The organism is Levilactobacillus huananensis (genome assembly GCF_003946145.1).
Lineage (GTDB): Bacteria > Bacillota > Bacilli > Lactobacillales > Lactobacillaceae > Levilactobacillus > Levilactobacillus huananensis.
In genome coordinates this window covers 22,358-35,667 of sequence record NZ_RHOC01000006.1, presented here as the reverse complement: position 1 = coordinate 35,667, position 13,310 = coordinate 22,358, and the positions used below count along the sequence as shown (strand labels likewise).

Below are 13,310 nucleotides of genomic sequence, written 5' to 3'. Positions count from 1 at the left end.
TATGGCAGATGAACTTAAGCAGATTGCCGGTCGAATAATTCACGCGATTTATCGAGATGGCGCGGTAGACAAGGCAGTGTTAGCAAATTTGAGAAATGCACCGACTGTGGCAAGTCAACGTTCGCAGAAGGTTTGGCCGATCTTAATGGCTAACCTAAGTGAGCAGCAGCTAAGCAAAAATGGCGTACCAACTCGAGAAGAAGTGGCCGTATACACGGCTATTCGGTTCTATGCGATCTACCAACAAGGCAATCAGACGATGTGTGTTTATGCGCCAGCCAGAGGTACGGATGCCAAAGGGCAAATGCTTTTTGGGGCCTTGGGTAACTTGCGAGGAAATGACGACTTACGAGTGGCCATGGATCGTCGTGTACAGCCACTTCTGGCCACTACCAACGTAGCAGGTGTGATCAACGAGCTTTCCCACTTGATTAGTATTTTGAAATCACATGGGAATAACCAGCAGATTGATTTTGCCCAGTTGGCACAGGATCTCTACTGGTTACAAGTGAGTTATGAACAGGCCAGCCGAGTTCGCTTACTTTGGGGACAACAGTATTTCAGACAAGCAGATAAAGCTAAGGGAGAGAAAAATAATGACTAATCAAAACCTATATGTTGATTTGAACGTGTTACAAACCGTGCCATCATCCAACATTAACCGGGATGATACCGGTGCTCCTAAGACGGCTTTTTATGGCGGTGTGACGCGGTCTCGAGTGTCCTCCCAAAGTTGGAAAAAAGCTGTTCGGGACCGATTCGATAAAGAAAATGTGGCTACTGGAAAACGAACGAAAAAGGCTGCTAGCTTGCTTGCTCATGAGTTAAAGACACTGGATCCCGCGCTAGATGACGATGCGGCAATGGGCAAGGTCGGCGACATCTTCAAGGCGGCTTCAATCAAGTTGAACAAGGAAAATGAGACGGGAGCATTGTTGTTTGTTAGCGAGGGTCAGCTTCGTAAGTTGGCACAATATGCCTTAGATAATGAAGAACTAGATAAAAAAGAAGTCAAGAAGGTTCTAAAGAGTGATCAATCACTAGATTTGGCCCTATTTGGTCGGATGGTAGCGGATAATCCAGAGTTAAATGTGGATGCCGCAGCACAAGTTGCCCACGCCGTTTCAACGCATGAAGTGGTTCCAGAATATGACTACTTTACGGCGGTTGACGATGCGCGAGCCGATGATACAGCTGGTGCTGCCATGCTGGGGACAATTGATTACAATTCGGCAACCCTTTACCGCTATGCCAACATAAATATGAATGAATTGGCCTACAATCTTAACCCAGAAGATGCCATTCATGGGGCAGCGGACTTTATTAAGGATTTCGTACTTTCAATGCCAACTGGTAAGCAGAATACATTTGCGAATAAGACCTTACCAAGCTATGTCATGGTTACGATTCGAACCGACACGCCAGTCAATTTAGTCTCAGCTTTCGAGAACCCAGTTCATTCAGACGGTGGCTATGTTGTCCCTTCGATTAAGCGATTGGACGATGAGTACCAACGCACAGAGAGTTTCGTTGAGAAGCCACTCGAAAACTTTATTTTAGGTAAGCCAGATTCACAAATTGGTGATAGCGTGTCCAATTTATCTGAGCTGTTAGACAAGGTCACTGAGACGTTATCGAAGGTGGTTCCAGATGAAAATACTAACGATTAAATTGACTGCGCCCTTACAGTCGTACGGGAATGAAGCCTCATTTACGCGGCGGACAACGAATGATTACCCTACAAAAAGTGCGGTGATCGGAATGATTGCCGCCGCGTTAGGATATCGCCGAAATGACGAGCGGATCTTGGCATTAAACGATCTAAGCTTTGCCGTCAGAATCGATCAAATTGGTCGGAAGTTGACGGACTTTCAGACGGTTGAATGGAAAAAAGAAACACGTAAGATTACCTATCGGGATTATATTCAGGACGCGGTGTTCGTTGTTGCGTTGGGCAGTGACGACGCCCAAATGATTGAAAACATCAATGTGGCCCTGCATCATCCGCGCTTCCAATTATTTCTTGGACGTCGCGCAAATGTTCCTGCAGGTCTTCTAATTACTCAGGTGTTCTCAGACGTGACTCCGGTGGCGGTGTTAAGAAGGTTCCCTTGGCAGGCCAATAAACGGTATCAGAGACGAAGTAAAAGTCATCGTTTAGAAATTGTAGCCGATGCAAGTCTGCTTTCAGACAAGCCAAGTGCCATGGTCAAGGACCGTGTGGTCTCCTTCGATCAACGTGATCGGCGTTACGGATTCCGAGCAATTGCAAGAACGACGGTCGATCTCACGCATTTAAATTCTCAAGAAAGTGAACCGGACACGACACATGACGCTTTCGGTGCTATCTAGGAAGGAGTAAGCATGTACTTATCAAGAGTTGAAATTGACGTGAACAATCGCGCTAAGACAAAAGATTTAACGCACCTTGGTGCCTACCATAACTGGGTTGAGCAGAGCTTCCCACAGGAGATTGAAGCGGGGCAACGAACGCGGCATTTGTGGCGAGTCGATCAACTAGGTGGCAAGAAGTACTTGCTAGTTCTTAGTGAATCAGCCCCAGATCTCGACCAATTGGCGACCTACGGGGTAGCTAAAACGGCGATGACCAAGTCATATGATCGTTTCTTAGACAGCATTCATGAGGGGCAGATTCTCCAATTTCGGTTAACAGCGAACCCCACGTATTCGATCATTAAGCCGGGCCAAAAGCAGGGACGAGTGGTTCCCCACATCACGGTAGCCCAGCAGCGAGGATGGTTGGTGCAAAGAGCTGAAAAAGCTGGCTTTCAGATCGTCAAACAAGAATCTGCTGATTCAGATGATCAAGACACAACGCTGGCTTTTGATATTGTCAATCGGGAGTGGCCGATGCTTCATCGAAAGGCCGGTCGCGGTGTGCGGCTGAGTCGTGTGACCTTTGAGGGCCTTTTGCGAGTGGCTGATGCGGACGAATTTAAACAAACGCTAACCAAAGGACTCGGACGTGAGAAAGCCTTTGGCATGGGGTTAATGACGGTGATTCCGGAGGCTTGATAGAATGGGTAAGCAAGTTGGGGCAGAAAAACCAAAACGACGCGAACTGGGTCGAGTGGGTGATCGAACAACTTTCTTATATTTGGAGCATGCCAAGTTAAATCGACGAGACAGTGCCATCCAGGTGATGGATTCCCGGGGGATTGTCTATGTTCCCGCGGCGATTATCAGTGTACTGATGCTGGGACCTGGTGTGGATATGACCCATCGCGCCATGGAGTTGATTGGTGAAGCCGGATTAGGTGTGATTTGGGTCGGGGAACGCGGGGTGCGGCAGTATGCTTATGGTCGGCCATTGAACCACTCCTCGGCTTTAATCGAGGCCCAAGCTCGGCTTGTTTCGAATAAACGCACCCGGTTAATGGTCGCTAGACAGATGTATCAGATGCGATTTCCTAACGACGATGTTTCGAAATTAACGATGCAACAGTTGCGGGGAAAGGAAGGCGCACGGGTTCGTCGCGTCTACCTAGAACAGTCTCAGGCGACAGGGGTGGCGTGGTCACATCGGGAGTATAATCCAGATGACTTCGACTCAGGGACGCCGATCAACAAGGCGTTGACAGCTGCACATCAAGCTATTTATGGGCTGAGTTATAGTGTCATTTCAGCGTTAGGCGCCTCAGCTGGGCTGGGATTCGTTCATACTGGCCATGATCTTTCCTTCGTTTACGACTTTGCCGATCTTTACAAAGCTGAGTATTCTATTCCGATTGCCTTTCAGGTGACAGCTAAGTTTGGTCATGACCCGGATATTGGGTCCAGAACTCGGCGGGCCATGCGCGATGCCTTCGTGGATGGTAAGTTACTAACGCGCATGGTACGAGATTTAAAAGCCTTGTTGGGCATGACGGAAGATGAGAGCGACATTGACGTCGTGAGCTTGTGGGATGATCGGATGGGACTCCAGAAGTTTGGGGTACAATACCATGAACTTCAGGAAGATGGTCATTCATGATTGTGGTGACGTTAACGAAGGTTCCTAGGTCGTTACGAGGTGACCTAACCAAGTGGTATCAGGAGATCCAGACAGGGGTCTACGTCGGGAATGTGAGCGCCAGAATCCGAGATATGTTGTGGGATAGAATCCTGAAGAATATTGGCCGTGGTGAAGCCACCATGGTCTATAATTCGAATAATGAATTAGGGTATAGGTTCCGTACAACACGTAAAGATCGCTCGGTGATTGATTTCGATGGTATACCATTGATGATGCATTTAAATGAAGCCACTGGCCCGGTTAAACATGGATTCAGTAATGCCGCTAAGTTCCACCAGGCTAAGGTTATGACGCGTAAGCTAGCCAATAAAAAGCCAGTGGGTGTGCCTCAAGCTATGATTGCGATTGATCTTGAGACCACTGGTTTGGATCCAGCCAAGGATGAAATAATGGCGATCGGTGCTGTTAAACAGGTTCAAGGTAAGATTAGCGAGAGCTTTTACCAATTGATTCAGATTGATAAGTCAATTCCTAAAAACGTTGTGCGTCTAACTGGAATAACTTCTGAATTATTAAACGAAAAAGGAGTTAGTTTGGCCGTTGGCCTGCAGGGCCTTAAAACGTTTATTGGGGATATGCCGTTGATTGGGTATAACTTACACTTTGATGAAACTTTCCTGACAGCTAGTTTTAAAAGAATTGGATCGCTGGATCTAGGTAATCGAATGGTAGATCTGATGCCAGTGGTGAAGAAGGCAAATAAATTTTTAGATAATTATCGTTTGGAGACAGTGTTGGATGATTATGGTATCGAGAATAAAACACCTCATCAGGCGTTAGCTGACGCTCAGGCGACGTTGAACCTAGCAATCAAACTGAATGAAACAGGCGTTTTGAAAATTTGAGAATCGCGGTATGACTGCGTTTGTTTAGTGTACTCCCCACGGATGTGGGGATGATCCTCCCAGAACTATCTAATTTTACGTACCCATCGGGTACTCCCCACGGATGTGGGGATGATCCTCCAGACACCAAAAAGTTCCTGGGACAATTTGTGTACTCCCCACGGATGTGGGGATGATCCCTGTGGGGCAGTGACCAAGAGATGGCTATGTCGGTACTCCCCACGGATGTGGGGATGATCCTCATAGAAGCAGTTTGGTAGATACCAGTCATCGGTACTCCCCACGGATGTGGGGATGATCCTTTAAAATAAATAATTTATTATTTATAATTTATGTACTCCCCACGGATGTGGGGATGATCCTCAAATAACCAGTAGTTACCTTCTGATCTAAAAGTACTCCCCACGGATGTGGGGATGATCCCCTCAAAACTTCTCTTGACGGCACAATTACTGAGTACTCCCCACGGATGTGGGGATGATCCCTTAACGTACCCATCGGCTTCACAATCGTAGGTGTACTCCCCACGGATGTGGGGATGATCCGTCTCGTCTAAGCTGTCTTGGGCCCAAATCAATGTACTCCCCACGGATGTGGGGATGATCCTCTCAGCCACCCAGTTGTCATAGACTTTTCCACGTACTCCCCACGGATGTGGGGATGATCCCACTGCTGGATAATGGTTTTGTTGCCTAACCCAGTACTCCCCACGGATGTGGGGATGATCCATAATGACTCTGCGACAGTCGATGAGTCATCCTGTACTCCCCACGGATGTGGGGATGATCCTAAGCATCCAGATAACTTAGATATCTTTAATTTGTACTCCCCACGGATGTGGGGATGATCCCTTTGAAGACTGTACTCTAATTTCATTGGGTGAGTACTCCCCACGGATGTGGGGATGATCCTGACCTAGGTTTTTCCAATGGCACGATAAATAAGTACTCCCCACGGATGTGGGGATGATCCCATCTAGCCTGTAGTTATCAGTCAATAGCGGTGGTACTCCCCACGGATGTGGGGATGATCCTTAGACACCAATGACGAAGAGCTGCAGCCAAATGTACTCCCCACGGATGTGGGGATGATCCCTTGGGCGAGCAATCGGATTTGAATTTTTCGGCGTACTCCCCACGGATGTGGGGATGATCCCCGCTTACGAATTGAGCGCGAAAAAAGAGGCTGGTACTCCCCACAGATGTGGGGGATGATCCCATGAATTAGCCAGGTAACTCTTGCCAAAGTACTCCCATGTCGGGATGTATTTTGTTCTCTCAAGCAGCCTAATAAAATCAGCAGGTAACTTAGATACCACAAAGGGATCTTCTGATGAGAACAGAATAGTTTTAGAAATAAACACAATTACCAGTAAGACTTCTGGATTAATGAAGAAGTTTTACTGGCTTTTTTGTATGTCATGGTAGATTGTCACATTTTACGAAACACGTGTAACTATAATTACGAATTCACTCCAAATTAAATGATGTGAAACATTGATAATGATGAATTGAGTAGTACTGACAGTATTTCATACAAACGCTGTAACAACAGTAAATAAAAGCTAAATTTGACAAAAAATTTCAATTCTTATTTTTTGAATTTAAATTAAATAAAACCCGTCTGAATCCCTGACGTGTCGCTAATTTGTTAATTTGTACTGCTGAAATATATATAAAGTAAGCGTTCACGGTGTTGATTAAAACAGTTAACGGTGTTATATTAAATGTGAGGTTTGAAATATAGTACATATACTGATTGATAGCGACTAGGGCAACGTCATTAATGACAGGGGACTTAGAAATGAAAACAGATCAAAAAAAGGCAAGGAAACAATATCAAAATCGGTGGCTACTCACGAGTGCTGTTGCATTAACTTTGGGAACTGTGGGGTTCACAACGGAAGTGGCCCACGCTGATACCTCGACAGGGACTGGTGATTCAGCGGGGCAGACAGTTTCGGGACAAGAACAGCAACAGCAACAAGCTGTTTTGCGTAAGACTTCCGCTCCGGTTTCTCAGTCTGAATCGGATCCTACTGAGGCGCCAGCCAGTGATGCTGATCCGTCGACGCCTAAAGATGATACGCTCAAGGATGAAGAACCGGGTGAAAAAACGGCTGAAGATCCCGTGGAACCAGCGAAGAAGGTGACTGAGGAATCGTCTGCGTCCGATCAAAACTTGGAGACGACCCCAAAACCTACAGAAGAGCAGCAGTCTACGGGCAAACGAGCGAATACCTTATTGAGATCTATGCCCGTTCCAGAAGCTGCTACACCAACGGTAGACGATCTTATTCCAGATAAGAATCTCCAGCAGGTTGTTTTATATGCCATTCAACAGACGCATCCTGAAATCACGTCTGTCTCACAGATTAATACGGATCTTCTAGGGGAATTGACTAAGATTGATTTGTGGAGTAACGATGCGAAAATTAAGCAACAGGATGATAGAGATTTCTATAATGCGGTGATCAACATTAAATCTCTGGAAGGGCTGCAGTACGCTAAGAAATTAACCACGTTAGCCATTTTGCCTGACGCTACTGCCAGCAAGAATTTTGGCAAAGTTGGCCAACATGGTCAGCTCTCGGATATCTCCGCGCTTAAAGGGCTCACGCAGTTGACCAACTTAAACCTAAGCTGGAATCAAATCACGGATGCAGATACGCCGGCCTTAGCTGATTTGACAAATCTTACATCGTTGAATTTATCTTATAACGATATTACCGATCTCTCATTCATGTCAAAGTTAACAGCATTGAATACCATTAATTTTTCGCAGCCTAAGGACAGTACTTATAAAGTGACGAGCTTGAAGCCATTGGCTAAGCTGGTCAAACTATCGAATATTTCCTTTTCATATAACAACATTTCTGATCTTTCTCCATTGCGTAACATTACGGCGGATCCTGGGTTTATGACGTTTACGGGTAATCATATCTTTGATATTACGCCCTTACTGGGGTTAAATTGGCAACCATTCCTTGGAAGTATTTCTTATATGATTTCCGCAGGTGGTCAGACTTGGACATCGGATCAAGTCGTGCTGAATCCCAATACAACAAAGCTTTCGATGTGGTCTTTCGCCTATGATAATTTGTATAATTTCAATGAGTTTATGGATGGCGATGTCAGCAATATTCTGACCGGGTTACAGTCGACGGGAAAGGCATCATCGATCGGTGCTAGTCGTTGGTGGACTTGGCACAATTTGACGACGGGACCTGACGGTACTGGTTATTTGTACGCTAACTGGGATAGTAGCCGTCACAGTGATCTGTCCGAACCGGAAGCGCCTAACGGGATGACCTTCAATGGGACTGTCACCGTGCCATATACTTTAGATGCGAGTGTGGGGGCGGTTACCGTCGCCTATCAACTCGATGGTGGGGTGAAGATTGCGCCGTTTACCATTCTGAGTGGTAAGACGGGATCGACGCTAGATGTTCTGAATGATCCAGCTATTCAAAAAGCGATTGCGGATCTTGAGGATCGCGGCTTTGCCTACGAAAAGCCAGTTAAATATGTGCCTAATCTTACGGCGACATCCGAGAGTTCCTCGGTGACTTACGATGGCGATGCACAAAACATCACGTTGCTTTTCAGCCCGCTCCAAAAGATCTATCTGGTCGATGAAAATGGCAACGCGATTGGCGATAAGGTTATCAAAGAATCTGGAAAGACGAATACGGTTTGGAACGTTACCTTACCTAAGATCGATGGCTACGACTTCGATCGTGTTGAAGGAGATGGCACATTAACGGATCAGAACCTGAGTGGAACGATTCAGGATATTAACCATGATATTTATGTTTATTACAAGGCTAATGGTAAGCCGGTAACGCCCGTTGATCCGGGACAACCCGTTACGGATGGAACAGTGACGGTTCATTACCAGACAGCAGCAGGCAAGCAACTGGCTCCTGATGACACGTTGACTGGGACGGTTGGTCAGGCTTACACAACAACACCTAAGAAAATCAACGGTTACAAGCTGGTTACAGCATCAGCGAATGCCAACGGTGTTTATACATCGGCTAGCCAAGACGTGATTTACACGTACCAGGCTGTTGAGAACGGTGGCAAACCCGCGGTTGTGGCACCAACTAAGCCGACGAAACCTACGAAACCTGCGAAACCAGCTGCTGGTGGTCAGGCCGATAAAGTCACGGGTCAAACAGTAACGAAGCCGGGGTCCCATGGTGGCCAGGCAGTTCAACTGACAACTGGGAATAATCAAGCGAAGTCACCAGCGACTCAGGCGACAACGTTACCACAAACCAACGATCGCCAGGTTTCTTCCTGGTGGGGGCTGGCATTATTGGCAGTCATTGGATCGTTATTTGGCTTTAAGCGTTCTAAGCGCTCTCGTCAAGATTAAGCGAATATGCTTCTAAAAAAGGATCTTCAACTACGATTAAATTGTCGTAGTTGAAGATCTTTTTTGCAGGCTTTATGAAGTTATTTATGTGGCGTTTTGATTGACGTTGCGCCAGATACTGGGTATAGTGATTCTAACAAATGATTACAGGTGATAATAATTATCTTAATAAACAGACTGGACGTGAGTCTAGGCTTGGAGGCGAAGAGAGTGATTAAATTCGGTAAGGGAATGCTGATGGCGCTGACAGTACTCGTAATCGGTGGTACAGTCCCGACATCAGCTAGTGCATCCCACTGGCATAAGGGGAGTCCCAAAGCGTTACGGGGAAAGTTTCAATATAAAAGGCAATCGACGGCGGAAGGCTTTGGCGCCATGTATGAAGTGACAAAGTGGCATGTTGGAATTGGCATTTCCAACATGCCCAGCCAGACAATTTCTCGACTCAGGTATAAAAAGATTGGGTCACACCTTTATCGACTTAAGGGGCATGTTGCGAAGAATGGTCTGGTTCATGCAGCGAATGTCGACTTTGCTGTTTATCGTAAAGGGAAGACCTTTGCTAGTATTGATTACGGTTATCATAAAAAACACGGATTCACCAAGGGCAGTTATGCCAGACAGGTGAAACATTTTAAGAGTGGTGGACCGGTTATTAAATAAATCAGAAATTAAAAGTGATGACTTAGAAAACAGCAAGTTATCACTTTTTGTTAGGTTAGGCTGAGGACAATTTTCCCTCGAGCATGGCCGGTTTTTAGGGTCGTCAAGGCTTGATCGAGTTCGTGAAAGGGAAAGGTGCGATCGATGATCGGTCGAAGTTCTTGTGCTTCTATTAACCGGGCTAACGTTGCCAGTTCCGCCCCACTGGGCCACATGAAGAGGAAATGATAGGTTGTATCCGTTTGTTTCTGTAGACGGGTTAGGCGGTGTGTGACGACGCCAAACAGGGCTTGTTTCCATCGTGGCAGGCCATATTCCTGGGCAAATTGGCGATCGGGCAGGCCAGAAATACTGACGATTTGACCACCGGGCTTCACAATTGAGAAAGCTTGTTCCAAGGCATGGCCGCCTAAGGTATCGAAGACGGCATCATAATTTGTCAGCAGATCGGCAAAATTCTGCGTGTGGTAATCGATGATCTGCTCTGCCCCGAGACTTCGGACAAAGTCCACATTGGCGGCACTAGTAGTGGTTGCGACGGTGGCGCCTAGCCGCTTAGCAAGCTGAATGGCTAGCGTACCGATTCCCCCGGCCCCTGCTTGGATTAGAACTTTCTGACCAGGGTGAAGCTTTAGAATATCATGAAGTGCCTGATAGCTCGTTAAGCCCACTAAGGGAACCGCGGCGGCTTCTTCATAGCTAAGATTGCTGGGCTTCAGGGCAATCTCTTGGGCATCAATCGCTAAGTATTCTGCAAATGACCCAATACGAGTCTTCCGGGGTCGTCCGTAGATGGCATCGCCAACCTGAAATTGAGTGACTCGTGAGCCAATCGCGACAATCTCACCTGAAAAATCACTTCCGATAATCAGCGGCATGTCATAAGTTAAGAGGGGTCGTAAGCCGCCCGCCATGGTTTTTAGGTCAATTGGGTTGAGACTGGCAGCTTTAATCTTAACCAGCACATCGGTCGGCTGAAGTGTGGGGATTGGGACGGATTTAATCTCTGGTGAAGTTTGTTTATAGTGAGTAATGACGGCAGCTTGCATAAGTTTTGGCATTCTAAACGCACACTTTCTTAGTTCATATTTTTAAACTATTAGGATGGATAATACGTTATTGGTTTAAAATTGTCAACCAATAAAAATCGATCAAATGCCTAGTTCTATCGAGTTGACATCGAACGTGATAAATGATTTAATGGTTTAAAATATTAAACTAAGAAGGTTGAAAATGTCAAACTTAACCAAACTAAAACATGAATTTGCCAATGCGAGTGAGTTTCTCGTGGCGCTGGGTGATCAGAAGCGTCAGGCGATTATCATTGCTTTACTCGATCAGAAGGTCGTTCACCGGGGGCTACAGGTGACCGATCTCATGGGGGTCACGGGACTTTCGCGGCCGGCAGTCTCTCATCATCTAAAGCTACTGCGTGAGGTCAAATTGGTGGATTATCGGCCAGAAGGTACGAAGAACTTCTATTACCTTACGCACCAGACCAAGCAAATCGACCAGTTAAAGACCCTTTTAGACCATGTGATGGAGGTGATGACGTGCAATCAACAACTGTAAAGAAAATTTTGATAGTGTTGACCAATACAACCCGTTATGGCGATCGACCTGAGGCGACCGGTCTGTGGTTGGGCGAGGCAACTGAGTTTGCTTTGATCATGCAGAAAGCGGGTTATCAAGTCGATTATGTCAGTCCCAAAGGGGGATTCGTACCTTTAGACCCCCGCAGTATGAAGTATGTGGATGAGGAGATTATGGCGTTTTACGAAACGACTGACTTCCAACAACGGGCGTTGACCCACTCTCTGAAGCCAGCGCAGGTTGACCCAACAGCGTATGCGGCGATTTACTATGCTGGTGGCCACGGCGTCATGTGGGATTTCCCCGACAATCCCGAGTTACAGGCGATTGCTACCCAGATTTATGCTCAAGGCGGTTACGTCACTTCTGTCTGTCACGGGATTGCCGGATTGTTAAATATTAAGACGGCCGCCGGTGATTATTTGATTGCCGGTCGCAAGGTTACTGGATTTACCAAAGCAGAAGAAGTTTTAGCGGGCAAGAAGGGGATTGTCCCGTTCTTCAATCAAGATGTGGCAGAGCAGCGGGGAGCCAAGTTCCTGAAACGCCGAGCCTATCGTGAATATGCGGTACAAGACGGTCAATTGATTACCGGGCAGAATCCCTTCTCGGCTAAGGCGGTGGCCCGAGTCTTGGTTCAAAATTTAGCAAAGGTTAATTAAAAAAGGCCTTTTCACGGTCAATCCGTGGGAAGGTCTTTTGCGTTGTCCCTGTTTTCTGACTTACGCTGTAGCCGACAGGGACTTGTAAAGAATACGACAAGGTCGCCCAAACTGATCATTTTGGCGGTCGATCAATTGGTAGTCTAAGTGTTCGTAAAGGCCAACGTGCTGGGTCACAATGTACAAGCCGGAAATGTCAGCAACGACTGCCGCCTGTTCGGCAGCCCGGACCAACTTTAGGCTAATGCCCTGTTGGCGGTAGGCCGGATCGACGTAGACCGTGCTGATAAAAGGTGTGTAGTCAGTTGCCGGCACGATATCATTGGCTAGCAGGGCGCAACACCCCACGAATTGGGCACCGTCCGTAGCATAAACGACCCGTTCCCAAGGCTGCCAATCGGCCGTGGTCATCACCTTAGCGAGGTGCGGCCCCGCAGACCAAGAGATGGCGCCAATCTGAGCGGCCGCAGTTGCCCAATTGGGACTTGTCGGAGTTAAGATCTGAATGGTGATCATGCTTTGGCCCTCCCTTCGGCTAGGTTACCCAATGCTTTCGGATCCGCACCATCTGCCACTAACTTATCAAATTCGGCGTGGACCGCGGGATCAACATGGTTGGTGCCTGGAAGGTAGTGAATTTGTTCTGTTCCAGCCTGTAGGGCTGTCTTATAGTACCATTTTTTCCAGCGAAGGAAATCCAAGGTATGTTGCAGACGAGCCATCTTATCTTCTAATTTGGCTTCGTGTTCACTTAAGAAGTCATAGCGATCCTGCAGCGTGGTGTCACCGGTCATACAAAGGTCGATAAAAGTCCCGATCTGTTTGACAGGCACGCCAGCCTCCTTGAGGCAAATGATGACCTCTAAAAAGTTAAAGTCGTTGTCCTTAAACCGACGTCGGCCAGCCTGATTACGATCGACAAAGGGCAGGAGTCCCTCTTTATCGTAGTAACGCAGGGTGTAGGGACTGATCGATAGTTTCTCGGCAACTTGTCCAATTGAATAGCTCATGGCAACTTCTCCTTTAATTTAAATTAACGCTTGACCTAGAGTTAGCTCTAGATTCTATACTACCATTATTGCTTGTGATGTGGTGCTGAATTCATGGCACTCACTGAACTGAAAAATT

Annotated in this window: 13 protein-coding genes and 1 CRISPR repeat array; of the genes, 10 read left to right on the top strand and 3 right to left on the bottom strand. The window is 46.8% G+C overall.

Features of this window, described 5'->3' with window-relative positions; all coding sequences use genetic code 11:
• Window position 1: 1 nt before the first annotated feature.
• From casB to EKM71_RS06300, 8 genes are all read left to right on the top strand, one after another.
• Entirely contained in the window at window positions 2-604 is a 603-nt protein-coding gene (gene casB, locus EKM71_RS06335; RefSeq protein ID WP_125573784.1) for a type I-E CRISPR-associated protein Cse2/CasB, read from the top strand.
• Window positions 597-1,670, top strand: a complete 1,074-nt coding sequence (gene cas7e / locus EKM71_RS06330; protein ID WP_125573783.1) for a type I-E CRISPR-associated protein Cas7/Cse4/CasC — start codon at window positions 597-599, stop codon at window positions 1,668-1,670. Before casB ends, cas7e begins: the two co-directional genes overlap by 8 nt.
• Complete coding sequence (cas5e, locus tag EKM71_RS06325; protein ID WP_125573782.1) at window positions 1,651-2,352, top strand: type I-E CRISPR-associated protein Cas5/CasD; 702 nt, start codon at window positions 1,651-1,653, stop codon at window positions 2,350-2,352. Before cas7e ends, cas5e begins: the two co-directional genes overlap by 20 nt.
• Window positions 2,353-2,364: 12 nt before the next feature.
• Window positions 2,365-3,036 (top strand): type I-E CRISPR-associated protein Cas6/Cse3/CasE, encoded by a 672-nt coding sequence (gene cas6e, locus EKM71_RS06320; RefSeq protein WP_125573781.1) that lies wholly within the window; start codon window positions 2,365-2,367, stop codon window positions 3,034-3,036.
• A 4-nt stretch (window positions 3,037-3,040) separates the two neighbouring features.
• Window positions 3,041-3,994: a type I-E CRISPR-associated endonuclease Cas1e gene (gene cas1e, locus EKM71_RS06315; RefSeq protein ID WP_125573780.1), complete on the top strand. Its 954-nt coding sequence runs from the start codon at window positions 3,041-3,043 to the stop codon at window positions 3,992-3,994.
• The gene (gene cas2e, locus EKM71_RS06310) at window positions 3,991-4,881 is read left to right on the top strand and encodes a type I-E CRISPR-associated endoribonuclease Cas2e (protein WP_125573779.1); all 891 of its coding nucleotides are present in this window, start codon (window positions 3,991-3,993) and stop codon (window positions 4,879-4,881) included. The genes cas1e and cas2e overlap by 4 nt, the downstream gene beginning before the upstream one ends.
• 29 nt (window positions 4,882-4,910) lie before the next feature.
• Window positions 4,911-6,036: direct repeats of the CRISPR family, unit length 28 nt; unit sequence GTACTCCCCACGGATGTGGGGATGATCC.
• Between the two features lie 648 nt (window positions 6,037-6,684).
• Entirely contained in the window at window positions 6,685-9,264 is a 2,580-nt protein-coding gene (locus tag EKM71_RS06305; protein ID WP_164504739.1) for a MucBP domain-containing protein, read from the top strand.
• Window positions 9,265-9,474: 210 nt separating this feature from the next.
• Window positions 9,475-9,927 (top strand): hypothetical protein, encoded by a 453-nt coding sequence (locus EKM71_RS06300; protein WP_125573777.1) that lies wholly within the window; start codon window positions 9,475-9,477, stop codon window positions 9,925-9,927.
• Between the two features lie 50 nt (window positions 9,928-9,977).
• Here the strand turns inward: EKM71_RS06300 and EKM71_RS06295 are convergent, their stop codons facing one another.
• Entirely contained in the window at window positions 9,978-10,988 is a 1,011-nt protein-coding gene (locus EKM71_RS06295) for an NADP-dependent oxidoreductase (RefSeq protein WP_125573776.1), read from the bottom strand.
• Window positions 10,989-11,160: 172 nt separating this feature from the next.
• Between EKM71_RS06295 and EKM71_RS06290 the strand changes: the two genes are divergently transcribed.
• Window positions 11,161-11,499 (top strand): ArsR/SmtB family transcription factor, encoded by a 339-nt coding sequence (locus tag EKM71_RS06290; RefSeq protein ID WP_125573775.1) that lies wholly within the window; start codon window positions 11,161-11,163, stop codon window positions 11,497-11,499.
• Window positions 11,481-12,182, top strand: coding sequence for a type 1 glutamine amidotransferase domain-containing protein (locus EKM71_RS06285; RefSeq protein WP_125573774.1), 702 nt, complete (start codon window positions 11,481-11,483; stop codon window positions 12,180-12,182). The genes EKM71_RS06290 and EKM71_RS06285 overlap by 19 nt, the downstream gene beginning before the upstream one ends.
• Before the next feature lie 60 nt (window positions 12,183-12,242).
• Here EKM71_RS06285 and EKM71_RS06280 read toward each other — a convergent pair whose 3' ends face one another.
• Both EKM71_RS06280 and EKM71_RS06275 read right to left on the bottom strand, forming a co-directional pair.
• The gene (locus EKM71_RS06280; protein WP_125573773.1) at window positions 12,243-12,698 is read right to left on the bottom strand and encodes a GNAT family N-acetyltransferase; all 456 of its coding nucleotides are present in this window, start codon (window positions 12,696-12,698) and stop codon (window positions 12,243-12,245) included.
• Entirely contained in the window at window positions 12,695-13,192 is a 498-nt protein-coding gene (locus tag EKM71_RS06275) for a MerR family transcriptional regulator (protein ID WP_125573772.1), read from the bottom strand. Before EKM71_RS06275 ends, EKM71_RS06280 begins: the two co-directional genes overlap by 4 nt.
• Window positions 13,193-13,310: the final 118 nt, after the last annotated feature.

Coding starts and splice junctions, on each gene's coding strand:
- cas6e (WP_125573781.1), top strand. CDS start 2,365: ATGTACTTATCAAGAGTTGAAATTGACGTGAACAATCGCGCTAAGACA.
- EKM71_RS06305 (WP_164504739.1), top strand. CDS start 6,685: ATGAAAACAGATCAAAAAAAGGCAAGGAAACAATATCAAAATCGGTGG.
- cas2e (WP_125573779.1), top strand. CDS start 3,991: ATGATTGTGGTGACGTTAACGAAGGTTCCTAGGTCGTTACGAGGTGAC.
- EKM71_RS06295 (WP_125573776.1), bottom strand. CDS start 10,988: ATGCCAAAACTTATGCAAGCTGCCGTCATTACTCACTATAAACAAACT.
- EKM71_RS06280 (WP_125573773.1), bottom strand. CDS start 12,698: ATGATCACCATTCAGATCTTAACTCCGACAAGTCCCAATTGGGCAACT.
- cas7e (WP_125573783.1), top strand. CDS start 597: ATGACTAATCAAAACCTATATGTTGATTTGAACGTGTTACAAACCGTG.
- EKM71_RS06275 (WP_125573772.1), bottom strand. CDS start 13,192: ATGAGCTATTCAATTGGACAAGTTGCCGAGAAACTATCGATCAGTCCC.
- casB (WP_125573784.1), top strand. CDS start 2: ATGGCAGATGAACTTAAGCAGATTGCCGGTCGAATAATTCACGCGATT.
- cas1e (WP_125573780.1), top strand. CDS start 3,041: ATGGGTAAGCAAGTTGGGGCAGAAAAACCAAAACGACGCGAACTGGGT.
- cas5e (WP_125573782.1), top strand. CDS start 1,651: ATGAAAATACTAACGATTAAATTGACTGCGCCCTTACAGTCGTACGGG.
- EKM71_RS06290 (WP_125573775.1), top strand. CDS start 11,161: ATGTCAAACTTAACCAAACTAAAACATGAATTTGCCAATGCGAGTGAG.